We start from the raw sequence: 25,365 nt of genomic DNA, 5'->3' as shown, positions 1-25,365 counted from the left end.
ATGGCCTTTAAACAGGAAGAACTCGAAAATGGAGCCGCCCTATTTTTTAAATTATTAGAAAATGAGATTCTTTCAGTCTCCGATCCACTGGCTGAAAAGTACAGAACTAACAGTGAAATACATAATATAGTTAACACCATGGCAGCTGAGGCAGGTCTAAGAGTTTTTTCAACAGCTAAAAATGTGCACCTTGTCTCAAAGGCCAGAGGCTCAAGTTTTGCCAATTCCTATACTCAGATGAAAGAAAAATATTCCGGCTTAAAGCGGAAGCGCTACTTTTATCTGGCCAATATCATTATTTCAGTTTTTCTGGCTGAAATTGATAAAGAAAGTCATGTCCGGATTCGCTGGGAGGAAGAAGGGATTTCCTATCACCGCCTCTCTGACCTGGTAACTGCAACTTTAGAGAGCTGGCTGGAGCGCAAAAAAGAAGATGAAAGCTTTACCCAAAATTGGTCAATTGCCGTGGAAGAGGTGGCTGAGCTCTGGCTGACAGAGTTCAGTGAATACAGGTTAAATAAAAATGAGAAGGTGGATGTAACGAGAACTAAGGGTAACCGCCTTTCTTTTATCAATACAGCGCTGAAACCTTTAAGTGAACAGGGCTTGATTATTGACCAGAGTGATGAGCTGAAGCTGATTCCCAAGGCAGAGCTCTATGAACGCTTAGATGAGCTCTACCACAGCCAGAAGCGCTACAATAAATTTATGGACTTAATTTTAGCAAGCAGAAAAGAGATAGAGGAGGAAAATCAGCATGCCCAGACTGAGCAAAATTAGGATTACAGGTAACAAATATGATGGTTTTCAAAAACAGCACCGCAACTCAATTTTTGATCTAGAATCTGACCACAGCCTTTTTACCCTGCAGAACGGGAGTGGTAAGGGAGTTATGCTGCAGCTAATCTCCCAACTTTTGCTCCCCGGAACAGCCTGGGGTAAGCGGAATGGCAATAAGCTGGAAGGAATGTTTTATGACCGCTACCAGGTCTTCCAGCCTTATACCTTCCATGTGGTGCTGGAGTGGCGGCTTGATGGCAGTGAGGATAAAAAACTTTTAACTGGAATCTGTGTTTCCGCCCACAAACAGCAGAGCACAACTGATGAAGAAGGAAAAGTGGGCCTAAAATATTTTCTCTACACCCATGAATACCAGGGCAGCAGCCGCTTCAGCCTGACTAATCTTCCTCTCTATACTAAAAGCAGTGATCAGGTGCTGGGATATGAACGGCTGGAAGAATTTATTGATCAGAATCGGGCTGATTTTATCAAATATTCAAAAACAGCAGTTTCCAGCCTCAACTCAGAATACTATCAGTATTTAAGCAGCCATGGTATTTACCGTTCTGAGTGGGAGATCATGAAAAATATCAACCGCAGTGAGGGTGGCCTGGAGAAATATTTTTCTCAGGCTAAGGATAATAAAGCCCTTTTTGATCGGCTGATTATTCCTGCTGTCAGTGAAAGCATCAGCTATTACAATGAACGGGAGAAAAATTCGCTGCTCAATATTTTTGTGGATAATGTAAAGATTGCCCGCAACCTGCCTGAACTCTTATCCCGGCGTGAGGATTTAAAAACTCTCTCTCAGATGGTTGATCCTCTCTTGAGTAATGCCGAACAGGGATTGAGGCTTAAAGAAACCAGAGAGATGATCAGAGAGCGGGGTAATAATTATCTCCGCGGAATTGCAGACCGCAGAACTTTTTTGGAAAATGAGCTCCGCCGCAGTCAGCGGGAAAAGAAAAAAACTGAAAGCAGGATCAGAGAGCTTAATTTTGAATCAGAGAACTTAAAATATGTTAAAAAGCTGAGGGCTTTAAATGAGCTTAAGGCAGAACAGGAAGAGGCAGAGGCTGAGCAGCAGAAATTAAATAAGCAGCTTGAAAAGCTGAGGGAAGAAGAATTACAGTTAAAGCTGAACCAGAAATATCTCAAATTAGAAGATCTCGAAAGTGAGGCTGAGGGCAAAAGAGATAAGATAAATTCCCTGAAAGAGAGATCAGAATTTAAGGAGCTGGAAGCAGAAATCAGGCAGCTAAAGGAGGAGACAGCTGCAGAAATAGATGAGCTAAATTCTAAAGTTAAAGAGTCAGCTGCCGATTATTATTCCTATCAGAAATATTTAGAGCAGAAGCTGAAAGAGCTGGAGGCTGAAGAAAATAAGATAGAACAAAAAATTAGAGATGAGCAGCAGTTTAAGTTAGAATACGAACATCAGGAGCAGAAAGTTGAAGCCGAAAAGGAGAAGCTGGCTCACTTTTTTAATCCGCTGGAGCTGGAAACACCAAAATATCTGCTGCAGAATCTCGATAATGAGACAGCTGAGTTAGATTCTAAACTGGAAAAACTGGAAGAAAACTTAAAAGAACAGGAAGGGCAGAAAGAAAAACTGCAGGGTCAAAGACAGCAGACTGCAGTTGAGGCAGCGGCTCAGGAGACAGTGGTTGAAAATCTGAAGGAAGAGCTTAAAAAACAGAAAGAGGCTGAGGAGGAGCTGTTTTCTCAGCTTATAAAAAGCTTAAATCTGGACAGGTTTGAAGAATTTTACAGCAAGCAGTGGCTGCAGCAGCAGCAAAATGAACTTTTAAAACTGATTAACGAAAAAGAGGAAAGTCTGCAGGAGCTGAATGCAGATCAATTTGAGCTCCAGCTTGATTTAAATCTAAATGACAGAGAATACTGGGTGGCCAGTCTGGAGCAGAAAAGACTCTACCAGAAGATTAAAGAGCTTGATATTCGCGTCTATTATGGCAGTGAATTTTTATTTGAGCTGGTAGAGGATCGTCAAAAATATTTAAAGGATTATCCGCTGCTGCCTTATGGACTGGTGGTAGTTTATAAGTCAGACTGGGAGAAGATTAAGGCCAATATTTCCTTAGCTGAAATTTCTCACTTTGCTGTGCCGATTTTTATCAACCACCAGCTGGATGGTAGTGATTCTGAACTGCCCTTTAAACTGCTGACAGGTAAGGAAAAGAATTTTATCGAGAATAAAAATGATTTTGAACAGTGGTTCAGCGGTCTGCAAAGTAAAGAGGCTGAGATCAGAGAGACAATATCTATTCTTGAGCGGAAGCTGAAAAATCTAAATCAGCTCAACTACCGGGCAGAGACCATGCTGGCAGCAGAATCAGCAGCTGAGATAAAAACTAAACTGGAAAAAGAAGAATCTAAGCTGGAATCCCTGCAGGCTGAGATCAAAAAATATGAGCAGAGGCTCAAAAATACAGCGGCAAAGATCAGCGCCTTGAAGCAGGAATATCAGATAAAAGAAAAAAAGCTGACTGAACTTAAGGAAAATCGCAAGCAGGTTAGAGAATATCTGGAGGCAAAAAGAGATTTAGATAAAAAAGAAAGCAGCTATCAGCAGGCACTGGCTGAGATAGAGCATCTGGACGGACTGCTTGCTGAAAATAAAACTGAGCAGAAAAAGAAACAGAAAGAAGAGCTGAGGCTGGAAAATAATTATGAGAACTGGCTTGAGGCTTATCGGAAATTCACCAGCAGTCTAAATGAAATGCTTAGTGATCAGCAGGCTGAGCTTAAAAGTGAATTCAAAAAAGATGAGCTTAATATTTCGCCCAGAGAGCAGTATCCTGAACTTTTTGCTTTTCGGCAGCACAATAGTTATCAAAACTATGAGAAGATAATTTCTCTTCAAAAAAAAGAAGAAGAAAGAGCAGCCGAGCTCAAATATTTAGAAGAGAGCCTGCAGAAACTTTTAAGTGAAATTAATGAATTAAAAACTGAATTAACTCAGCTGGCAGCTGACTGGGAGGAGCGGGATTATGATTTTAAAAATCGGAGCCAGCTCAAAACCGCTCTGGAGGAAATAAACGAGCAGCTTAAAAAGACTGAAAAAGAAGCTCAGAGTTTGAAGGAAGAAATTTTAGTCCGCCGCGGTCAGCTGGAGACAAGGGAAAATGAGCTTGAGGAAAAGGCGGCTGAGATTAAAGAGCGTTTTCAGCGTTCGGTTCAGAGCTGGGATAATGTAGAACTTAAAGTTAAGGAATTGGAGATTAAAAAAGAGCTGAGTGAGAATAAAGATTATCTTTCCAAACTGGAAAAAATGATTTTAAATTATCAGGAAAAACTGCAGGCCCATAATAATCTGGCCAATAAGCTTCAATATTACCAGCTGGAGGCAGCAAAGGGTGAGCTTAATGCTGGAATTAAAGAGGAACTTAAAGATTCACCAGCAGCAGTAATTGAAAGCTGGGAAAATGATTATCGCAGTATTGAAAATAAGCTTAAATCTCTTCGAGAAAAGACTGAAGATAATTTTTATCATTTTAAAAATGATGTCAAAGATGTGGTAGAAAATATTACCTTAAAAAACAGTATCAACGAAAAGCTGCTCCATAATTTTAGAGCCAGTGACTACCAGTATAACTATGAGATGCTGAATTCCTTTAAGGAATATATAAATAATGAACTGAATACGATTGACCGCAACAAAACGGAGGCAGAAGAGGCCAGACAGCAGTGGGCCGAGCGCTCGTCAATCCATGTGATGCGGCTGATTACCTCTATGAAGGAAATGATCAGCAATATGGTCTACCACAATCAGCGGGGTTTTGCTTTTCCCTTAGTCAGACTGCGTCGGGATGATCTGCTGCCTGATGATGAACAGGAGGTAATTGCAGAGCTGAAGGAATATTTCTTAGAATTGATCAATAAGTTTAACCGGGAGGAAATCGATGTTGAGCAGCTGCCGGACTATAAACTGAAGGAATACTGTGGTGATGCAGCTCTTTTCTCAAGAGCGCTGCGCGGCCGCTATCCGGTGCTCCAGGTTTATAAAATGACTGAAAAAAATGAATTTCTCCATGCCCGTCCCCAGGATTATTTTTATTCTGACTGGGAATCGGTGATTCAGGGCAAGGGAAATGGACCTGAGGGAAGTGGTGGTCAGTCACTTTCGATCAATGCTTTTATGATGATGATGCTTTTAAATTACAAAAAACAGCGTTTTGACAAATCAAATCCCTGGACAGTTCTTTTCCTTGATAATCCTTTTGGCAAGGCTTCGGCAGCCCATGTGCTGGATCCAATTTTCAAAATTGCCGATAAGCTTAATTTCCAGCTGGTGGCCTTTGCTGCTCCAGAGATTATCAAAACTGAAATTAGTGAGCGCTTCCCGGTTTTTTGGGCCTTAGAGATAGGTGATACCGAGCGCAACCAGGGAGTTGTACAGGGTCAGGTGATTTATGGTGAAAGACGAGCAAAAGTGGATTAGATTATTTAAAAAATATAAAAGAAATGAGCTTGAGGACAGGCTGCGCTTTCAGCTTGCTGATTTAGAAAATTTTATTAAAGCTAGACTGGGAGGAGCTTCTGCCTATCAGGCAGCCGGTGGTTATCAGAATTTATATCAGCTTTTAAAAAAGATGGAAGCTGAAGAAAAAATTAGAGCAATCAAAAGTTCTGATTTCAATCAGCGGCAGCCCCGGCTTAAAAAGCGCTGGAGTCTGGTTAAAGAAGAGCCGGCAGGTTGGTCAGATAAAGTTATTTTAAAGCTCTCCCGTCAGCTTAACTTAAGCTATTATCTTAAGAGGCCGGCTCAGCAGACAGGGGAGTTAAAGCAGCAGCTTTCTCGACTGGCTGAGTTTTTAAATAATAAATCCGAGCGGGAATGGACCAGCCGGGAGGAGCGCTCCCTGGAGCTGTTTGCAGATGAAAAATATTTAAGCCGGACTGCAGGAAAGAAGCTCCTCAGCAATTTAAAATTGAGCCTGGCTGACTTAAAGGCTCAGCAGTACAATCATCTTTTTGTTTACTGGACAAAAGATCCAACTCAGATCAATAATATTTTGATTATGGAAAACCATTCAGCTTTTATCGGTGCCAAAAAAGCCCTGGCAGCAGGGATTGATATTTTTGCTCGGGATTTTGATACTGTAATTTATGGTCAGGGCAAAAAGATAATCAGAAGTTTTTCTTTTCTAGAGGAGCTGTTGGGGCTTAAGGCAGCAGACGATAATTACAGTCAGCGGCAGCAGCTGCTTAATGGTCTAAATATCTATTATGCAGGTGACCTGGATCCAGAAGGGCTGGCAATTTATGTGGGTTTGGAAAATAAATATCCTGATTTTAAAATTAAACTGCTGGCAGAATATTATCAGCTGCTTTTGGAGGAGAGTGAGAGATTTTATCCCTGTCGGAAGCGGCAGAATAAAAATCAAAATGTTCTGGCGGAGGTATTGATAGAATTTGAAGCTGGAGGATATAATGATCTGGCTGCAGAGCTGCAGCGGGCCTGGGAAAATGATCTCAGGCTGCCGCAGGAGCTTGTGACACTGGAAGTTTATAAAAAAAATTCTGATCAATTTTAGTCAAACGCTTGACTAATTAAAAAAATAGTATTATAATAAAAATAAATCGAAATAGTGAGATAATTAAAACTAATGAATCAAATAAAATAATTTGTTTAAAATCAATGAACTTTAGAACAAAATGTCCTTCGGACAATCTGTAATATAGTAAGGTTAAATTTTGTTGATGGCGGAAATTATGAAACTATAAATATTATCCACAACAAACCATCAGGTATAATTTCCTGGTATTATATAATAGATATAAATGGGGTATTGAAAATGGCTGTTACACTAAAAGATATAGCAGAAAAAGTTGGAGTAACTGAATCAACAGTCTCCAGAGTTTTAAATGGTATCCCTAAGGCAAGTGAAGAAACCAGAAAGGAAATCTTTCAGGTTGCAGCAGATTTAGGTTATAAGCCCAATCAAATTGCACGCAGTCTGGTAACTAAAAAAACAAATACCATCGGGTTAATTATAAGTGATCTTGCCAATACTTATTTTGCCAGAGTGGCCAGTGGAATTGAAAATATAGCCAGTAAATATGAGTACAGCCTGATTATTTCCACTACCGGGGGTCAGGAAAAAGAAGAGTTAAAATATATCAATTTGCTCAAAGAAAAACAGGTTGATGGAATTTTATTTGCCAGCGGCCGGATGCCTGAAAGCTGCAGAAAGCTTTTAAGAGAAACTGAAATTCCGACAGTTGTTGTGGCCCGAGAGGTAGAGGAGGATCTGCCATCTGTTCATATCAATAATGTTAAAGAATCTTATAAGGCAGTAAAATACCTGATTAATAATGGTCATCAAAAAATTGCTATGATCAGTGGTAATGCAAATGACAAAGAGTCAGGGCTCTACAGAATTCAGGGCTATAAGCAGGCACTGTGCGATAATAATCTAGAAATAAAAGAAGAACTTATTGTTGAAGGGAATTTTAAGCTCAAAAGTGGTATTAAAGCGATGGAAGAAATTTTAAAAAAGGATGATTCCATAACAGCTGTTTTTGCTGCCAGTGATGAAATGGGAGTTGGAGCAATCAAAGCTGTCAAAAAAGCCGGGCTTAAAGTTCCCGAAGATATTTCGGTGGTTGGTTTTGATAATAATATAATTTCTTTAGCCAGTGATCCAGAATTAACTACAATTTCTCAGCCGGAAGAAGAGCTGGGCTGGCGGTCAATGGAAATGTTATATAAAGTAATCAATGGAGAAGAGTTAGAGGAGAAAAAAATATATTTATCCTGTGAATTGAAAAAAAGAGCTTCTGTCAGGAGGCTTTAATTTAAGATGATTTAGGCTGGTTTATTAATTTTAATTAGCCTGAAATTATAAATAATGAAAGAGAAGCAGTTTTTTACCAATTTAGTCAAACGATTGACCAACTTATTTGGCAGATAGTAGGGAGGTGATTTTTTACAGCAGTTAAGAGGAGTAGGAGTTTGTTTGCTTAAAATTATTTAAAAATTCTTAGGAGGGTTAAAATTGAGAAAAAAAGCCTTAGTTAAAATTTCGTTATTGCTGGTGCTGGTATTTGTATTTACTGCCACTTCTTTTGCGCAGACAACTGTTGAATACTGGACTACTCAAACTGAACAGGAAAGAGTAGAAGTAATTAATGATTTAATTGCTCGTTTCGAATCACAGCAGGATCAATATCAAATTGAACTGGTTACCGTTCAGGAAAATGATATTCCAACCAAACTGGCTTCTGGTATGGCTGCCGGTCGCCTACCGCAAATGATTGAGGTAGGAGCAGAAAACATCCTTAATTTAGGAGCAGAAGGAATGCTTGATTCTGAGGCAGTTAATGATGTTGTCAATAGAATTGGTGAAGAGGATATTTATGATGGTGCTTTAAAAATGCTTTCTAATCCAGCTGGAGGTTATTTTGGGGTACCATTTCACGGCTGGGTTCAGGGAATTTGGTATCGCGAAGATCTTTTTGAAGAAAGAGGACTTGAACCACCTACAACCTGGGAAAGTATCATGACTGCAGCTAAAGAATTTTATAAGCCTGAGGAACAGCAGTATGGGATAGTGATTGGTACAAATAAAGATGCTTATGCAAGACAGACCTTTACTCAATATGCGCTGTCCAATAATGCCAGAATTTTTGATGAAGAGGGAAATTTAGTTTTCAATTCTCCCGAAATGGTTGAAACTCTAAAATTTTATGCAGAACTTGCTGAAACCACACCTCCAGGACCTAATGGCTGGCGTGATGCGCGTGATCTCTATTTAGCCGGTCGGGTGCCGATGATGATGTATTCTACCTATATTATGGATGATATTGGTCTGCAGGCAACAGATTATGCTGGAGAACAGGGAGCAATAATTGAAAATCTAGTAGACAAAACAAACTTTGCTAATACTATGAAGCATAAAACTGAAGCAGTATTTGGTCAGATCAATGGTTTGACATTTATTAAATCTGAAGATCAAGAAAAATTAGAGGGAGCCAAAACATTTGCTGAATTCCTGCTTACCGGAGAAAACTATATTGATTTCCTCCATATGGCACCAGGCGGCATGAATCCAGTTCGTCCTTCAATTGCAAATGATCCTAAATATTTAGAACACGAATTATTGGAAGTCTGGGGTGAAAAATCAGCTCGGATAGCCAGTGGTTTAAACAGTATTGGTAAATTTGGTTATGTTGGCGGAAGAGTATTTCCTGAAATTGGTAATATAACCAGTCAGTTTATAGTCGGTCAGACAATAATGAGAATGACAGAGCGAGGCTGGTCAGCAGAAAGAGCAGCCGAATGGGGACACAATGAAATGCAGGATGCTCTTGATTAATTAAAAAAATTAAATCAACCCTGCTGAAAACAGCAGGGTTGAAAAATAAAGGAGGAAGCTTATGCAGATTAAAAAAGATCAGGAAGCAAAACTTGGTTATTGGCTGATCTTACCAACCGTACTCTCAATAGGTGGTTTGATTATTTATCCAGTATTTTATAATCTCTGGTTGAGTGTACATGATGTAAATATGAATCCAACTATGCCTAATGAATTTATAGGCTTAAGTCATTTCATTAATATTTTAACTGATCTTGACTTCTGGATTTCATTTCGAACTTCATTAATTTTTACTTCTACAACTGTTATTGGCACAACTCTACTGGGCCTGGGGGTCGCACTTTTATTAAACCGTAAATTTCCGGGGAGAGCCATTGTTAGAGGAATAATCTTATTACCGTATGTAACACCTGTAATCTCAGCCGCTTTTGGCTGGAAGTATTTATTTAATCCCGTTTTTGGAATGTTTAATTATATTATGGTGGATGTCTTAAGTATTTTACCTCAGCATATTAATTGGATTGAATCACCGCGTTATGCAATTTTTGCAGTGATAATCTTTAATATCTGGCGGAATTTTCCCTTTGCCTTTTTAATGATTTTAGCTGAGCTGCAGTCCATTTCGGATACCTTATATGAGGCAGCAGAAGTTGATGGAGCTACAATCTGGCAGAAATTTAAATATATCACCTTACCTGAACTAAAATTTGTAATTGGAGCTCTGGTAATTTTACGCACAATCTGGAACTTCTATAAATTTTCGGAAGTCTATCTTCTATCCTCATCAGTCGAGGTTCTGCCGGTCTATATTTACGAAAAAGCCTTTTCAACTTACAGTTTTGGTGAGGCAGCAGCAATATCTGCTATTTTATTTGTTTTTGTTTTAGGTTTTATTATGTTCTATGTAAGGAAGGTGTTAGAATGGTAGGGAAAGAAAGCATTAGAAGTAAAATAATATTTGTTGTACTGTTAATTACTGTCCTGGCTTTTGTTTTAATTCCTTTTATAACAATGATCAGTTCTTCCTTGAAGCCGAATGTTGAACAGACTCAGCTGCCGCCGAAAATTATTCCCAATAACCCGACAATTGAGCATTACCAGGGAGTATTAAATCCCGAAATTTTTCCGTTTTTAATATATTTTAAAAACAGTTTAATTGTAGCCTTCCTTTCGGCAGGGATTGGAATAGTAATTGCTATTTTTGGTTCTTACAGTTTTGCCAGACTTGAATATACAGGTCGGGGAGTAATTCAGCGCGGAGTTTTAATGGTTTATATGTTTGGCGGAGTTTTACTGGTGATTCCTTTGTTTCAAATGATCAGCAAACTGGGCTTATTTGATACCAGAACTTCACTAATAATAACTTATATAGTTCAGACCCTGCCTGTTTCTCTCTATATGCTGGGAAATTATTTTAGAACAATCCCGGAAAGCATAGAAGAAGCGGCGATTATTGACGGCTGCAGCAGATTTGAGGTTATTTATAGAATTGTGCTTCCACTTTCTGCACCGGCCATAGTTTCAGTCTTTATCTATGCTTTTATGATAGCCTGGAACGAATATCTATTTGCTTCCGTATTTATCAATTCCAGCAGTTTAAGAACGCTGCCCCTTGGTTTAAATCAGTTATTCTATACACAGCATTATGTCTGGGGTAGAATGATGGCAGCATCTGTTCTGACAGCTGTACCTGTAATTATCCTCTTTCTGTCAGTTGAGAGATTTATTACTGGAGGTTTAACTTTTGGTGGAGTTAAAGAATAAACAAATGCTGTGAGCTTATTAAAGATGCAGTGATAAAAGTATTGGAGGTTTGATAATGAAAATTGCTCTGGCACATTTTCGGACCGGTCAGACTGATGGAGTTTCCTTAGAAATGGACAAATGGCGCCTGGTTCTAGAAAAAATGGGGCATCAGGTAGTCTATATCTCGGGAACTCCGGAGGCTGAAATTCAGATTGAAGAATTATTTTATAAAAATGAAAAAAATCTTAAATTTGTTGATAATGCTTATCGATGTCTGAAAGATTACAGTTCCGAAGCAGAGTTTCAGGCTGAGATTGAGGCTGAGGCAGCTCAAATTGCTCAGAAGCTGGAAAAAGAAATCAAAAATGCGGGAATTGAACTTTTAATTCCCAATAATATATTTTCCCTGGGCTGGAATCTACCGGCAGCGATAGCTTTTAAGCAGGTTATAGAAAAATTAAAGCTGAAAACTATTGCCCACCACCATGACTTTTACTGGGAAAGAGATTTATACAGCAGTCCGGTCTGTGATTTTGTAAATGATATTCTGGGAGAATATTTTCCGCCCCGGCTAAAAGAAATAGAGCACGTAGTAATCAATAAACTTGCTCAAAAGGAGCTTAAAAAAAGAAAAGGACTAGAAGCGACTGTAGTGCCCAATGTTTTTGATTTTAAGCAGCCTTTATGGAAATCTGATCCGTATAATGAGGATTTGAGATCTAAACTGGGTATCAAAGAAGATGATATAGTTGTACTGCATGCAACCCGAATTGCAGAGCGAAAGGCAGTAGAGCTGGCTATAGAGTTTACTGCCAGGCTGCAGCAGCAGAAGCTGCAGGGGAAACTATATGATGGAAGAGAGTTCAGCAGTGAAAACAGGGTTGTTTTTCTGCTGCCTGGATTGACAGAAGAAAATGAGAATTATATTCAGTTTTTAAAGCAGCAGGCTGCAGAAAGTGAGGTAGAAATTATCTGGGCCAATAATTTATTTGCCCATCAGCGTTCAGCCAGAGGAGGAAAGAAAATTTATTCTCTCTGGGACAGCTATGTAATTTCTGATTTAATTACCTATACCAGTATTAAAGAAGGCTGGGGAAATCAGCTTTTAGAAGCACTTTTTGCAAAAAAACCGGTGGTTGTTTTCGAATATCCGGTTTTTAAGAGTGATATTAAGCAATACAACCTAAACCTGGCTTCCCTGGGCTCAGAGTATCAGAAAAGAGAAGACGGCTATATTAAGATAGCAGAAAAGAAATTTGAGCCTGCTTTAAAAGAGGCTTTAAAATATTTAAAAGATCAGGATTACCGCCAGCAGACTGTAGAAGAAAATTTTGAAATCGCAGCTGCAGAATTATCCTACAGCCGTTTAGAAGAGTTATTGGAAAAATTAATTTAGCATAAGAATTTGTAAGCTTATAAGCAGATAAGAATAAAAAAATAACTGGAGTGATTTTATGAGTTTTGAAATTCCAAAATCAAGCAGAGAAAAACTGAAAAAGAAATTAAATTTTATATATGATAAAAAAACAACAGCAGAATTTTATCCTCGACTTGAGGAATTTATAATTGATTTTGCTGAAAAACATCCTGACTTGAGGGAGCAGGAACAGGATGCCGCCCGGCTGACAGAAAAAGACAGTGTGGTGATCTGCTATGGAGATCATATCCAAAGTGAGGGAGAAGCACCACTGCAGACTTTAAATGAATTTTTTAAAAATTATTTAAAAGAAAGCATCAGCACCATTCATCTTCTCCCTTTTTTTCCGTATTCTTCGGATGATGGTTTTGCAGTGATTGATTATAAAAAGGTTAATCCTGAGCTTGGTGACTGGTCAGATATAGAAGCCCTCAAACAAAACTTTTCTTTAATGTTTGATGCAGTAATCAACCATATCTCTGCAGAAAGTGAATGGTTTAAAAAGTTTAAAGAACAGGAAGGTAAATATGCCAATTATTTTATTGAGGCGGATCCAGAAAAGGATTATTCTGAGGTCACCAGACCTCGTGCCAAACCGCTGCTGACTGAAGTTGAGACTGCAGCCGGCAAAAAACATGTCTGGACAACTTTTAGTCCAGATCAGATTGATTTAAATTTTAAAGAAACTGAAGTTCTTTTAGAAATAATTGATGTGCTTCTATTTTATGCAGCTCAGGGAGCAGAGATAATTCGCCTGGATGCGATTGCCTATCTCTGGAAGGAAATGGGCACCAGCTGTATTCATCTGCCGGAAACTCATAAGGTGATCCAGCTTTTTAAAGAAATTTTCAAGCTGGCAGCTCCTACGACCTTAATCTTAACTGAAACCAATGTGCCACATGAGGAAAATATCAGCTATTTTGGCAGGGGTGTAGATGAGGCAGATATGGTCTATAACTTTACCCTGCCGCCGCTTGTATTATACAGCTTTTTAGAGGAAGATGCCTCCAAACTGACTGAGTGGGCTGCTTCTTTAGAGGAGCTGGAAGCAGGTAATTATTATTTCAATTTCTTAGCCTCTCATGATGGTGTTGGGTTGAGGCCTGTAGAAGGAATTTTAAATGAAAATCAGATTGAAGATGTGGTTAAAAAAGTTAAAGCAAAAGGAGGGTTGGTCTCCTATAAAACCAATTCTGATGGTTCGAAAAGTCCTTACGAAATAAATGTCAGCTATGTGGATGCAGTTAGAGATCAGGATAAAAAAATTGAATTACAGGTTAAACAGTTTATGGCCTCTCAGGCAATTATGCTGGCCCTGCAGGGTGTACCGGGAATCTATCTTCATTCGTTGTTGGGATCCGAAAATTATCAGCAGGGTGTAGAAGAAAGTGGGGAAAACAGAAGAATTAACAGAGAAAAACTGGACCGGGACAGGCTTTTAAGTGAGTTAAACGAGCAGGGTTCATTTAGAAAACAGGTTTTTGACAGCTATAGAGAATTGTTAAAGCTGAGGCAGGAAAATAAGGCTTTTGCTCCAGATAGTCCTCAGAAAATACTGGATCTTAACCAGAAGGTATTTGCAGTTCAGCGGGGTGAGGCTGAGCAGAGGATTACAGCTCTAAGCAATGTTTCGGCTGAAACGGTTGAATTAGAGCTTAAAGCAGATTTATTTAAAGCTGAAAATGGAAGTCTGTTAAGAGATATAATTACAGAAGAGGATTATAAAATTGAAAATGATAGTTTAAAGCTAAAGCTAACTCCATACCAAAATAGATGGTTAAAAGCCAGGGGGTAATTAATTATGGGAAAAGTATTAGCTCTAATTGAACCGGGAAAACTTGAATTTATAGATTATGAAGAAAAAGCTTTAAAAGCAGAAGAAGTGAGGGTTAAAACACTTTATTCTGGGATCAGTGCCGGGACAGAGTTAACTTCATATAGAGGATTTAATCCCCATCTAAATAAAAGCTGGAATTCAGACTTGAGGATTTTTGAAGAAAAAGAAGATGAAGCAGGCAGCTATCCGATTAAAAACTGGGGTTATGAAGAAGTTGGTGAGGTTATAGAAGTAGGTCCTGAGGTTGCAGGAGTTAAAATTGGGGACACTGTTTACGGAACCTGGGGTCACCGAACAACTGCTGTTCTAAACGAGGACTTCGCAGTTGAACACCGGCTGCCGGAGACAGCTGATCCAATTTATGGAATTTTTTCCCATATTGGATCAATCGCTTTAAATGCAATTTTAGATGCAGATATCCATGTTGGAGAAACAGCAGCAGTTTTTGGTCAGGGAGTGCCGGGACAGATAGTATCTCAGCTGGCTAAATTAAATGGAGCCCGGGTAATAGCCCTTGATTTAAATCCGAAGCGGTTGGAGACAGCAAAAAAAATGGGAGCAGATATTGTGCTCAATCCGGCTGAAATTGAGGCGGCCAAAGAAATTAAAAAGCTGACAGGAGGTAGAGGAGCAGATGTGAGTATTGAAATTTCTGGTTCTCTAAAAGCACTTCACCAGGCAATAAAATCCACCGCCTATTCCGGCAGGACAATTGCTTCCGGTTTTTTTGCCGGCAGCTCAGAGGGCTTAAATTTAGGGGAAGAATTTCACCACAACCGGATTCAGCTGATCTGTTCTCAGATTTCAGGAGTCAGACCGGAATTGAGCTACCGCTGGGACCGCCTGCGGTTAAATCAGACGATTATGAAGCTGCAGCAGTCTAAAAAAATAGATTTAAAAGGTTTGATTACTAACATAGAAGATTTTAAAGATGCAGAAAAATTATTTGAAAAGCTGGATCAGGAGCCAAAAGAAGCTCTGCAGACAGTACTTAAGTTTGATTAAACTGGGAGGCTGAAAACTATTATGCAGAAATTAAATGTTGGGTTTTTAGGTGCAGGAGAAATGGCCCGGATTCATGCTGGAGTTCTGCGTGATATGGCAGATGTTGAAATCACAGCAGTTACTTCCCGCCATAAGAATTCGGCTGCAGATTTAATAAATAGTCTTGGTTTTAAAAATGCAGCGGCTTATGCTGATTTTGATCAGATGCTGGCAGAAAAAGACTTAGACCTGCTCTATATCTGCTTACCTCCGGCTGCCCATCAGGGCCAGCTGGAAAAAGCAGTCCATAAAGGGATACATATTTTTATTGAAAAACCAATAGCTATCAATGAGAAACGGGCCAGATCAATGGTTGAGGCAGTTAACGAAGCAGGTGTTATTTCTCAGGTCGGCTATCACTATCGTTTTGCTGAAGGAATTCAGAAACTTAAAGAACTAATAGATTCCGGTCAGGCCGGACAGCAGGCACTGCTGCAGGGTTATTATTTCTGTAATTCCCTTCATTCCAGCTGGTGGCGGCAGCTAGAAAAATCCGGTGGTCAGATCTATGAGCAGGTGATTCATCTTTATGATCTGGCTCTGCATTTGTTTGGAGATTATCAGAGTGCAGAGGGAATGCTGGCTAATCTATGCCATCAGCAGACTGAAGGATATACAATTGAAGATAACAGTCTTTCTTTAATTCAGTTTAAATCAGGAGCGCTCGGCAGTATTGCCGGTTCCAACTGTGCTGTACCCGGCAGCTGGAAGAAAGCGCTGACAGTAATCTGCGAAAACCTAACCGTCGAATTTGAAAATATAGAGAAGGCAGTATTTAAATATCATCAGCAGGGGGAAGTTGACACAAAAGTTTTTACGGCCGATCAGGACCTTTACTATTTAGAAAACAGGGATTTTATCGAGGCTGTGCTGGAAAAAAGAGAGGCTCAGGTTCCAATCAGCGAAGGCTTAAAGGCAATCAAACTGATCAGCGAAATAAAAGAAAATAATAAAAAGCGGGCTGAACAAAATGTTTAAGCTGAGTCCGGAATTGCTGAAGGTTGAATCTGAGAGTGAAGAGCTGGATTTTGAAGTTGAACATTTTAAAGAGGATGTAGATTATTTTAAAATCTCAATTGAGGCTGAGAAAAAAATTGATTTTCCAGAAGTTACTCTTTCTTTTTTATACCCTTTGCTCGATGTTCAGACTGCCTGGCATCCAGGGGCCGGTCGGGATAAATCACTGGCAGCTGACTGGGAGGATGGATTTGCCGCGAAGGCGGCCTCGCTGGCCCCGGTAATTACATTTTTAAGTCAAAATGACCAAAACAGACTCACCCTTGCTTATTCGGAGGCAATGGAGACTGTAAGATTTAAGATGGGAGTAAACGAAGAAAGCGGTTGTCTTAACTGCCGGATAATACTTTTTTCTCAGCCTTCAAAAAAGAGAAAGCATTATCAGGCAGTACTCAGAGTTGACAGCAGAGAGATTCCATATTATCAATCACTTAAAGATGTTTCTGCCTGGTATGAGGAGTTGGATGGATACAAGCCAGCTCCTGTGTCTGCAGCTGCTAAAGAACCAATGTACTCCAGCTGGTACAGCTTTCATCAGAATTTAAAAGCAGCAGAAATTGAAAAAGAGGCCAGAAAAGCAAAAGAATTTGGCTGTGAGGCAGTGATTGTCGATGATGGCTGGCAGACCGTGGATAATAATCGTGGTTATGCTTATTGTGGTGACTGGGAAGCAGCAGAATCAAGAATCCCGGATATGAAAAAACATGTAGAAAAAATACATAAAATGGGTCTCAAATATTTACTCTGGTACAGTGTACCCTTTGTCGGTATTCACTCTAAAGCCTGGCCTCGATTTAAGGATAAACTTCTTTTTTATGCTGAAGCAAGAGATGCGGGAATCCTTGATCCAAGATATCCGGAAGTCAGAGAGTATTTGATTGAGACCTATAAATCTGCAGTTCGGGACTGGAATTTGGATGGACTTAAACTTGATTTTATCGATCAGTTTGCTTATGAGAAAGAGAGTGAGCTGAAAGTCGAGCCGGAGATGGATATTGAATCCTTAGATCAGGCAGTTGATAGATTAATGTTTAATATCAGAGAAAACCTGCAGCAGCTTAATCCGGAAATTATGATCGAATTCAGGCAGAAATATATCGGACCCTATATGCGCAAATATGGTAATATCTTTAGGGTTAATGACTGTCCCGGTGATGCAGTGACCAATAGAGTTGGAACAATTGACTTAAGGCTGCTGGCTGGAGAAACAGCCGTCCATTCGGATATGCTGATGTGGGATCCTGAAGCCAGTGCAGCCAGTGCTGCCCTGCAGCTGCTCAATGTTTTATTTGCAGTACCCCAGTTTTCAATGAAGTTGAGTCAATTAAGTGAAAAACATTTAGCTGTGGCTGAGTTCTGGCTTGGCTTTTGGAAAAAATATAAGGAAGTGCTGCTTGAAGGAAAATTAAAAGCTTTTTCTCCAGCTCATTTATATCCTTTAATCAGCAGTGAAAATGATCAGCAGAAAATAATAGCTGTTTACGATAAAATGCTGGTTCAGCCAGGAAAAAACCTGCCGCCGGAGTTGATTCTGGTTAATGCTACTCTAAATGAGGAGCTGGTGCTGGATTTAGAAACAGAGTTTAAAGATAAAAATCTTAAAATTTATAATTCACAGGGTAAGCTGATGGAAAATAAAAAAATCAATCTGGAAAAAGGACTCCATAAAATTGAAGTTCCACCTTCCTCCTGCCTTATTTTCAAATAATTTTTGTAGAAAGTTAAGCTTTTATTTGTTATCATTTAATTAATGGTGAGGAATAGAAGCTTTTTATTATAAAAACTATTAGATTTGACGTAACGGATATTACAGCAGGAGGTTATAAAAATGAAAATTGTAGTTTTAGATGGTTATGCAGTTAATCCTGGTGATTTAAGCTGGGATAAGATTAGTGAATTAGGGAATCTTGAAATATATGATCGGACTCCAGAAAATAAGATTTTAGCAAGAACAGAGGGGGCAGATATTTTATTAACAAATAAAACACCACTTGGAAGAAAAACTATAGAGTCTCTACCTGATTTAAAATATATCGGAATTCTAGCAACAGGGTACAATGTAGTTGATATTGAAACTGCAGCCGAAAACAATGTAATAGTAACTAATGCACCTGATTACAGCACAAATGCAGTTGCTCAATTTACTCTGGCTTTAATTTTAGAAGCCTCACTTCATATTGGAGAACATAATAGAGCTGTTAAAGAAAAAGAGTGGAGTCAATCACCTGATTTTTGTTTTTGGAATTACCCGTTGATTGAGCTGAAAAATAGGACTTTAGCTATTATTGGCTTTGGCAATATTGGTCAGCGAACTGCTGAGCTGGCCCAGGTTTTTGGAATGAAAGTAATTGTCTATGACCGCAGCCCTGAAAAAAAGATTAATAATCCAAAGATAGCAACTGATAATATAGAATTTGTGAGCTTAAATGATCTTTACACTCAGGCAGATATAATTAGTCTGCACTGTCCTCTGACTGAAGAAACCGCAGAAATGATCAACCAAAAAAGTATTTCTCAGATGAAAAAAGATGTGATAATTGTTAATACAGCTAGAGGTGGTTTGATTGTTGAAGAAGACCTTGCAGCTGCTTTAAAATCAGAAAAAGTTAAGGTGGCAGCCCTTGATGTTTTAAATTCAGAGCCACCTTCAGACTCTAATCCACTTTTATATTTAGAGAATACAATCATAACTCCCCATAATGCCTGGGCAACTAAAGAATCACGGAAATCTCTGCTGGATATTGTTTCAAAAAATATTAGAGCTTTTCTGAGTGGAGAATTAATAAATCAAGTTAATTAAGATTTTATTTTGATTTTTTTAAGACAATTTACGGTTGTTTTAAAATAAATATTGATATATAATTAAAGTCGGTAAAATTTTAGATTTATAAATATTCTGTGGGGAGTGATAGTGATTACTGATTATGGTGTTTTAGAAAATTTAAATGGTCTTCAATACTGGATGATGCTTAATCATAAAAGCCATAAGTTAATTTATTTAATTGGCCTTTTATTTTTAGCAGCTTTTATCGTTAAAACAATAACAGATAAATTTAGAATTCCCAGTGTTGTAGGTTACATATTATTAGGAACTATATTTAGTCAGAGTGTGGTCGGTAATTTATCTTTTTTATCAAAGGAGTTTTTGGCCTGGTACAATTACCTATTAAACACATTGAATTTCATCACTGTTTTGGCAGTATCTTTTATTTCATTTGGAATTGGTACTTCTTTATACATAAAAATATTAAAAAAATTGGAGTTTGAACTAGCTTTAATCGTCTTATTTGAGTCGATTGGTGCCTTTGTTTTAGTCTCAGGAATAATGTTTTTATTGGGAAAAGAATTATTTGTAGCTATTTTATTTGGAACAATTGCTACCGCAACAGCTCCTGCAGCAACTGTAATGGTGCTCAAAGAGTATGGTATTCCAGGAGAGTATTCAGCAACTCTGATGGTTGTACTGGCTTTAGATGAGTTTTTGGCACTTTTAATATTCTCCTTTATGGAGCCCCTATCATATATTTTAGCTTCTCCGGAAGTAGAATTAACAATTACCAATATGCTGCTGATACCATTATTTAGGGTGGCTGCTGCTATATTATTAGGTTTAGTTATCGGCTATATATCACAGTATTTAATGATCAGATGCAGTTCTGAAAGTAGAAAAATATTGCTCATTTTAGCAACTATCATCGGCACCAGTGCTGCTGCAGTATTTCTACATATTTCACCTTTGTTTGCAAACTTAACTTTAGGTTTTGTTTATCGAAATATTCCTAAGAGGCGTTTGGATGTTTCAGATAAGATTGATATCTTAACGGTCCCTTTATTGGCAACATTTTTTATATTAGCAGGGACAAAACTAGATATCAGCAATTTGTTTGATACAAGCTTTTTAATAATAGCATTTGCTTATACAGCAATGAGAATGCTGGGAAAAGTAGGTGGAGCTCATTTTGGAGCAAAACTTTCTTCAGCTCCCAAACATGTTGAAGATTACATAGGCTTTGGTCTGATCCCCCAGATCGGAATCACAATTGATTTAGCATTCATAATTCAAAAAGATTTTGTCCAAATTGGAGGAAATGTTGCAAGCATTTCAATGTTAATTTTAAATGTCATTTTATTCACCTCAATTTTCACAGAAATCTTTGGTTCTTTAGCAACAGAATATGCATTGATTAAATCAGATGAGATTAAAACAAAACGCTATTAAATGGGTTTTAAATTAATTAGGTGGGAGGATCTATGAATTTAAATAGAGAATTAGCTGAAAAAATAGTTATCAAAACTATGCATGTTTTAGGTAAAAATATTAATATAATGAACAGTCAAGGGATAATTATCGGTAGTGGTGATTCAAAAAGATTAAATACTTTTCATGAAATAGCAGGAGAGGTAATTAAAACCCAGGAAGCAATAATTATTAAAGAAGAAGAAATAGAAGGATATAAGGGTGTTAAAGCTGGTATAAATTTACCAATAATTTTTAATGAAGATATAATTGGTGTAGTCGGTATAACAGGAAAAGTTGATGAGGTATCTGGTTATGGTAAATTGGTTAAAAATATGGTGGAACTTATTTTGCAGCAGGAATTTTTAAGACATGAAATTGAAATTGACAACAGAGCAAAAGAAAATTTTTACCAGCAGATACTTAATGAAAATATTCAAAATCAAGATTTATTAAATGATCGTTTAAAGTTGTTTAACATAAAAAAAGATTTAAATCGAATTGTTTTTGTGATAAGTTTTGATACTTTTGATGCTAAATTAGTTACAAATACAGTGAATGATTTAAATAATTTGGTTTTTATAAAAAAAGAAGATATTTTTATTATTAGAGGTGATAAGTTAGTTTTAATCAAAACTTTAAATTATCAAGTTAATGAGATTCAAAGTAAAAAAATAAATGAATTAGCTAAAAATTTAAAATTAAAAATAAAAAAGATGATAAGTGAAGCTCAAATTGGAGTTGGAACTATTGTTGATAATATAAATGATCTGCATATATCTTACCGAGATGCAGTGTTTGCTTTAGAGGTTGGTAACAAACTAGGAAGTCAGGAAAATTATAATATTTTTAGCATTGATAATTTAGGTTATAATTATATCTTACCGTTTATAGAGAATTATCACGCTGAAAACTTTCTTAAAAATATTTTTCATCAGGATGATTATGCAGAATATTTTAAGGATACAAATCTTGGAGAAATTATTGAAGCATTAGTAGAAAATAATTTGAACATCAGCCAAACAGCTGAGAGTTTATATATTCACAGAAATACACTTTTGTATCAATTAAATAAAATAAAGGAGCAGACAGGTTATGATTTGAAGAACGTTTCAGAGTTATTCACCCTATTATTAGCCTATCATCTTTACCTGTTTGAACAGTGATTTAAACAAACTGCACAAAAATTAATCTTTTTGTGCAGTTTTATTTTAATATTTTGTATATTGTATAAGTATCACTCTTATAATAGAATATTAATTGAGGATGAAAGTTAGTTTATTATTAATATTCAGAATATACATAATCTTAAATATAGTCAATTATATAAATTGAAATCAGATGGAGGAGATATATATGAGAATTTTAGTTGCTCCTGATTCCTTTAAAGGATCTTTAACTGCAATGGAAGCTGCAAAAAATATTAAAAAAGGTATAAATAGTTATGATTCAAAAATAGATGTTGAATTATTGCCGATGGCTGATGGGGGAGAAGGTACGGTTCAATCTTTAGTTGATGCAACTAATGGTGAAATTATAGAAAAAGAGGTAAATGGACCATTAGGAAATAAAGTTAAAGCTTTTTACGGCCTGCTTGGTGATCAAAAAACTGCTGTAATTGAAATGGCAGCCGCTTCTGGATTACCTTTAGTGCCTGAAGGTAAAAAGAACCCACTGAAAACTACTACTTATGGCACAGGTGAGTTGATTGCTTCGGCGCTGGATGCTGGTGCTCAAAAAATTATTATAGGGATTGGTGGCAGTGCAACTAATGATGCCGGAGTGGGGATGGCCCAGGCTCTGGGAGCAGAAATTCTAGATGCTGAAGAGCAGCAGATTGATTTTGGTGGTGGAAACTTAGATAAAATTGAAAAGATTAATTTAGATAAATTGGATTCACGACTGCAAGATGTCGAAGTGGTGGTTGCCTGTGATGTAGATAACCCACTTTATGGTAAAGATGGGGCTGCTTATGTATATGCTCCGCAAAAAGGTGCAGATCCAGAAATGGTAAAAATACTTGATCAAAATCTTCGTCATTTTAACCAAATTGCAATCAAAGAGCTAAATAAAGATATAAATAAGATTCCTGGAGCCGGAGCAGCTGGGGGGCTCGGAGCTGGTCTGGTAGCTTTTTTAGATGCAGAATTGAAGGCAGGAGTGGATATCGTACTTGATATTATTGATTTTGAAAGCTACTTAAAAGATGTTGATCTGGTTATTACAGGGGAAGGAATGCTTGATGGTCAGAGTATTTACGGCAAAACCCCAGTTGGCGTTTCCCGCAGTGCTGCTAAAAAAGATATACCTGTAATTGCTATTGCCGGTACTTTAGGTGAAGGTGTAGAAAAAATTTTAGATTACGGTATAAATTCGTATTTCTCCATTATAGATCGTCCAGCTGAATTAAAAGAAATAATAGAAAAAAGTCCAGAACTTTTAGCTAATTTAAGTGAACAAATTATTAGGACAATTCAAATTTAAGGGGGGTTAAAAAGCTAAAGATATTTCTTAGTCCTGATTATATAAAATAAAGGGGGATAATAAAAATGGTACAAGGTCCAATGTTATTAGTTATTTTAGCTGTTGCTATTATATTTATTATTTTTATGACAGCAAAGGTTAATTTACATGCATTTTTAGTATTATTATTAGCTTCATTTGGCGTTGGTATTTTTTCTGGAATGTCTTTAATTGAAGTTGTAAACACAGTCACCAGTGGTTTTGGTGGAATATTAAGCTACATTGGAATTGTAATTATTGCTGGAACTATTATTGGTACAATTTTGGAAAAATCAAAGGGAACTTTAACTATGGCTAATACAGTACTTAGCTGGGTAGGAGAAACAAAGTCAGCTCTAGCTATGTCTATCACTGGTGCTATCATTTCAATACCTGTTTTTTGTGACAGCGGGTTTGTGATTCTATCATCTTTAAATAAGTCACTTGCAAAAAAAGCTAAAATATCGATGTCAACTATGGCTGTTGCACTTTCAACTGGACTTTATGCAACACACACTTTAGTTCCACCTACTCCGGGACCAATCGCAGCAGCTGGTAACCTCGGTGCAGATCTTGGTTTAGTAATTATGTTTGGTGTTGTAGTTTCTATACCAGCAATACTCGCTGGTTATATCTGGGCAACAAAATTTGCATCGAAATATTGGGTTGATGCTGATATAGAAATTGATGATGGTGAAAATGATGTTAATTTACCATCTGTTTTTGATTCTTTTGCCCCAATCGTTGTACCAATACTTTTAATTACTCTAAAGTCGATTGCAGAATTCCCAACAAATATATTTGGTACAGGTAACATAAAAACTTTCTTAGTCTTTATTGGAGATCCAACAGTTGCTTTATTATTAGGTGTTTTTATTGCCTTTAGACTGCTGCCTTCATTTGATAAAGAATATATCAATGGTTGGATAGGAAAAGGTATGGTTAATGCTGCTGCTATAATTATGATAACTGGTGCTGGTGGAGCTTTTGGTCAGGTTTTAAAATCTACTCCAATCGGCAGCTATTTAGGTGAAGCTCTTTCTGTTTATAATTTAGGTATCTTTTTACCATTTATAATTGCAGCCGCTTTAAAAACATCTCAGGGTTCATCTACTGTTGCAATTATTACAACTTCAGCTTTGTTAGCTCCAATGCTGCCTTCACTTGGACTTGATGGGTCTGTAGCAAAAGCACTTGTTGTTATGTCAATTGGTGCTGGTGCGATGACAGTTTCTCATGCTAATGACAGTTTTTTCTGGGTTGTAAGTCAGTTTTCTAATATGGATACTGATATTGCCTATAAGACTTACACGACAGCAACTTTAGTTCAGGGAATTGTGACCATTTCCTTTGTAGCAATTCTTTCAATGATTTTTATTTAAGCAAAAAATCAAGCATCAGGTCTAAAATTATTAGATCTGGTGCTTCTAATTTTTTGAATATTAAATTCTATAATTTTAAGTGGTTTGCTTTATGGTGGTATGGGACTTTTCTATGAAAAATTAAATAATATTTCTTTAAAACAAAATTAATAGTAGTATTTTTTTTAATCTGAAAACACATGAATAATTACAGGATAAAAAAACAGCTAAGGTGCAGTATTTTAGGCTTTAGCTGTTTTTTATTTTTAAATTAATTATAATTTAATTCATAATATTTATAAGCTTAAATACCTTCGAATATTTAAAATAATATGATATAATTTTAATTGCAAACACTAATCCTTGTTTGTGTAAAATATTTAGAAAGGAGTTAACGGGAACTGCAATTATTATTTTAAATAAGTACTCGTTATCTATAATGTTATGGTTAATAATTTAATCAAAAAAGTAAAATCAAATAATTCATATAAAATAATAGCAGAATTTTCATTTTTGCAGTTTTTCTTTTGGAGCTCCTGGGCAGTTTATGGAGCTTATTTAGTTTATTATCTTAGTGATTTAGGTTACAGCAATATGCGAATTGGGACTTTAATGTCACTGAGAACATTTATGGGCTTAATTGCGCCACCAATTGTTGGTTATATATGTGATCGTTTGGAAAACAGAAAAATGGTATTTATTATATCTATGTCTTTAATGGGGCTTGTAATTACTCCCTTAACTTTCTATGGAGATCTAATGCTGGCAATTTCAATTGGAATTGTCGGTTTTTTATGGGAGCCGCAGCAGTCAGTTTTGGACAGCTGGATTTTAGAGACATCTGTCCATACAGCTCATAATTATGGTTTTATGAGGGCCTGGGGCTCAATTGGATTTGCGATTATAGTTGCAGTTTTTGGTCAGGTGATTGATAAATTTGGCTGGCGGGTCCATTTTTTAAGTTATGGAGTAATAATTTTTATTGTAGTTATAGATTTTATCGACAGAAAACCAGATGGGCTTGCCCTCTGGATGAATGCCGATATCTTTTAATGCAATTAAATATTTCTTAAAAAATATAA

Annotated in this window: 18 protein-coding genes; all 18 read left to right on the top strand. The window is 37.1% G+C overall.

Features of this window, described 5'->3' with window-relative positions:
• The 18 genes from C7954_RS10115 (at position 1) to C7954_RS10030 (ending at position 25,336) form a co-directional block, all read left to right on the top strand.
• The gene (locus C7954_RS10115) at positions 1-780 is read left to right on the top strand and encodes a DUF6063 family protein (protein ID WP_073160476.1); all 780 of its coding nucleotides are present in this window, start codon (positions 1-3) and stop codon (positions 778-780) included.
• On the top strand, positions 758-5,242 hold the full coding sequence (locus C7954_RS10110; protein ID WP_133505804.1) for a coiled-coil domain-containing protein: 4,485 nt from the start codon (positions 758-760) through the stop codon (positions 5,240-5,242). The genes C7954_RS10115 and C7954_RS10110 overlap by 23 nt, the downstream gene beginning before the upstream one ends.
• On the top strand, positions 5,214-6,338 hold the full coding sequence (locus tag C7954_RS10105) for a Wadjet anti-phage system protein JetD domain-containing protein (protein ID WP_134059903.1): 1,125 nt from the start codon (positions 5,214-5,216) through the stop codon (positions 6,336-6,338). Before C7954_RS10110 ends, C7954_RS10105 begins: the two co-directional genes overlap by 29 nt.
• A gap of 261 nt (positions 6,339-6,599) precedes the next feature.
• Positions 6,600-7,601 carry a LacI family DNA-binding transcriptional regulator gene (locus C7954_RS10100; RefSeq protein WP_089656089.1) on the top strand — a complete coding sequence of 334 codons (1,002 nt, stop codon included), beginning with the start codon at positions 6,600-6,602 and terminating at the stop codon, positions 7,599-7,601.
• Between the two features lie 201 nt (positions 7,602-7,802).
• On the top strand, positions 7,803-9,122 hold the full coding sequence (locus C7954_RS10095) for an ABC transporter substrate-binding protein (RefSeq protein WP_089656090.1): 1,320 nt from the start codon (positions 7,803-7,805) through the stop codon (positions 9,120-9,122).
• Positions 9,123-9,183: 61 nt separating this feature from the next.
• The gene (locus C7954_RS10090; protein ID WP_089720430.1) at positions 9,184-10,050 is read left to right on the top strand and encodes a carbohydrate ABC transporter permease; all 867 of its coding nucleotides are present in this window, start codon (positions 9,184-9,186) and stop codon (positions 10,048-10,050) included.
• The gene (locus C7954_RS10085; RefSeq protein ID WP_089656092.1) at positions 10,044-10,886 is read left to right on the top strand and encodes a carbohydrate ABC transporter permease; all 843 of its coding nucleotides are present in this window, start codon (positions 10,044-10,046) and stop codon (positions 10,884-10,886) included. The genes C7954_RS10090 and C7954_RS10085 overlap by 7 nt, the downstream gene beginning before the upstream one ends.
• A 55-nt stretch (positions 10,887-10,941) precedes the next feature.
• Entirely contained in the window at positions 10,942-12,264 is a 1,323-nt protein-coding gene (locus C7954_RS10080; protein WP_133505802.1) for a glycosyltransferase family 4 protein, read from the top strand.
• Positions 12,265-12,322: 58 nt separating this feature from the next.
• Positions 12,323-14,080, top strand: coding sequence for an alpha-amylase family glycosyl hydrolase (locus C7954_RS10075; protein WP_134059901.1), 1,758 nt, complete (start codon positions 12,323-12,325; stop codon positions 14,078-14,080).
• A gap of 6 nt (positions 14,081-14,086) precedes the next feature.
• Positions 14,087-15,127 carry a zinc-binding dehydrogenase gene (locus C7954_RS10070; RefSeq protein ID WP_134059899.1) on the top strand — a complete coding sequence of 347 codons (1,041 nt, stop codon included), beginning with the start codon at positions 14,087-14,089 and terminating at the stop codon, positions 15,125-15,127.
• Between the two features lie 21 nt (positions 15,128-15,148).
• The gene (locus C7954_RS10065) at positions 15,149-16,144 is read left to right on the top strand and encodes a Gfo/Idh/MocA family protein (RefSeq protein WP_134059897.1); all 996 of its coding nucleotides are present in this window, start codon (positions 15,149-15,151) and stop codon (positions 16,142-16,144) included.
• Entirely contained in the window at positions 16,137-17,891 is a 1,755-nt protein-coding gene (locus C7954_RS10060; protein ID WP_208320688.1) for a glycoside hydrolase family 36 protein, read from the top strand. The genes C7954_RS10065 and C7954_RS10060 overlap by 8 nt, the downstream gene beginning before the upstream one ends.
• Positions 17,892-18,011: 120 nt before the next feature.
• Positions 18,012-18,983, top strand: coding sequence for a D-2-hydroxyacid dehydrogenase (locus tag C7954_RS10055; protein ID WP_134059895.1), 972 nt, complete (start codon positions 18,012-18,014; stop codon positions 18,981-18,983).
• Positions 18,984-19,094: 111 nt separating this feature from the next.
• On the top strand, positions 19,095-20,402 hold the full coding sequence (locus tag C7954_RS10050; RefSeq protein ID WP_234971260.1) for a cation:proton antiporter: 1,308 nt from the start codon (positions 19,095-19,097) through the stop codon (positions 20,400-20,402).
• 32 nt (positions 20,403-20,434) lie between these two features.
• The gene (locus C7954_RS10045) at positions 20,435-21,586 is read left to right on the top strand and encodes a CdaR family transcriptional regulator (RefSeq protein WP_089717417.1); all 1,152 of its coding nucleotides are present in this window, start codon (positions 20,435-20,437) and stop codon (positions 21,584-21,586) included.
• 190 nt (positions 21,587-21,776) lie between these two features.
• A complete protein-coding gene (locus C7954_RS10040; RefSeq protein WP_089717419.1) occupies positions 21,777-22,904 on the top strand; it encodes a glycerate kinase family protein in 1,128 nt (375 codons plus the stop codon).
• A 65-nt stretch (positions 22,905-22,969) separates the two neighbouring features.
• A complete protein-coding gene (locus C7954_RS10035; protein ID WP_089717422.1) occupies positions 22,970-24,304 on the top strand; it encodes a GntP family permease in 1,335 nt (444 codons plus the stop codon).
• 423 nt (positions 24,305-24,727) lie between these two features.
• Positions 24,728-25,336 carry an MFS transporter gene (locus C7954_RS10030; RefSeq protein ID WP_243833675.1) on the top strand — a complete coding sequence of 203 codons (609 nt, stop codon included), beginning with the start codon at positions 24,728-24,730 and terminating at the stop codon, positions 25,334-25,336.
• Positions 25,337-25,365 lie beyond the last annotated feature (29 nt).

Source organism: Halanaerobium congolense (assembly GCF_004366375.1).
Classification (GTDB): domain Bacteria; phylum Bacillota; class Halanaerobiia; order Halanaerobiales; family Halanaerobiaceae; genus Halanaerobium; species Halanaerobium congolense.
The sequence above is the reverse complement of the archived record's forward strand: the minus strand, read 5'-3'. Positions and strand labels throughout refer to the sequence as shown.

Excerpts from the sequence above, each read along its gene's own strand:
- C7954_RS10035 (WP_089717422.1), top strand. The coding sequence starts at position 22,970 with ATGGTACAAGGTCCAATGTTATTAGTTATTTTAGCTGTTGCTATTATA.
- C7954_RS10110 (WP_133505804.1), top strand. The coding sequence starts at position 758 with ATGCCCAGACTGAGCAAAATTAGGATTACAGGTAACAAATATGATGGT.
- C7954_RS10080 (WP_133505802.1), top strand. The coding sequence starts at position 10,942 with ATGAAAATTGCTCTGGCACATTTTCGGACCGGTCAGACTGATGGAGTT.
- C7954_RS10065 (WP_134059897.1), top strand. The coding sequence starts at position 15,149 with ATGCAGAAATTAAATGTTGGGTTTTTAGGTGCAGGAGAAATGGCCCGG.
- C7954_RS10105 (WP_134059903.1), top strand. The coding sequence starts at position 5,214 with ATGGTGAAAGACGAGCAAAAGTGGATTAGATTATTTAAAAAATATAAA.
- C7954_RS10100 (WP_089656089.1), top strand. The coding sequence starts at position 6,600 with ATGGCTGTTACACTAAAAGATATAGCAGAAAAAGTTGGAGTAACTGAA.
- C7954_RS10045 (WP_089717417.1), top strand. The coding sequence starts at position 20,435 with ATGAATTTAAATAGAGAATTAGCTGAAAAAATAGTTATCAAAACTATG.
- C7954_RS10075 (WP_134059901.1), top strand. The coding sequence starts at position 12,323 with ATGAGTTTTGAAATTCCAAAATCAAGCAGAGAAAAACTGAAAAAGAAA.
- C7954_RS10030 (WP_243833675.1), top strand. The coding sequence starts at position 24,728 with ATGGTTAATAATTTAATCAAAAAAGTAAAATCAAATAATTCATATAAA.
- C7954_RS10040 (WP_089717419.1), top strand. The coding sequence starts at position 21,777 with ATGAGAATTTTAGTTGCTCCTGATTCCTTTAAAGGATCTTTAACTGCA.
- C7954_RS10090 (WP_089720430.1), top strand. The coding sequence starts at position 9,184 with ATGCAGATTAAAAAAGATCAGGAAGCAAAACTTGGTTATTGGCTGATC.
- C7954_RS10115 (WP_073160476.1), top strand. The coding sequence starts at position 1 with ATGGCCTTTAAACAGGAAGAACTCGAAAATGGAGCCGCCCTATTTTTT.
- C7954_RS10085 (WP_089656092.1), top strand. The coding sequence starts at position 10,044 with ATGGTAGGGAAAGAAAGCATTAGAAGTAAAATAATATTTGTTGTACTG.
- C7954_RS10055 (WP_134059895.1), top strand. The coding sequence starts at position 18,012 with ATGAAAATTGTAGTTTTAGATGGTTATGCAGTTAATCCTGGTGATTTA.
- C7954_RS10060 (WP_208320688.1), top strand. The coding sequence starts at position 16,137 with ATGTTTAAGCTGAGTCCGGAATTGCTGAAGGTTGAATCTGAGAGTGAA.
- C7954_RS10070 (WP_134059899.1), top strand. The coding sequence starts at position 14,087 with ATGGGAAAAGTATTAGCTCTAATTGAACCGGGAAAACTTGAATTTATA.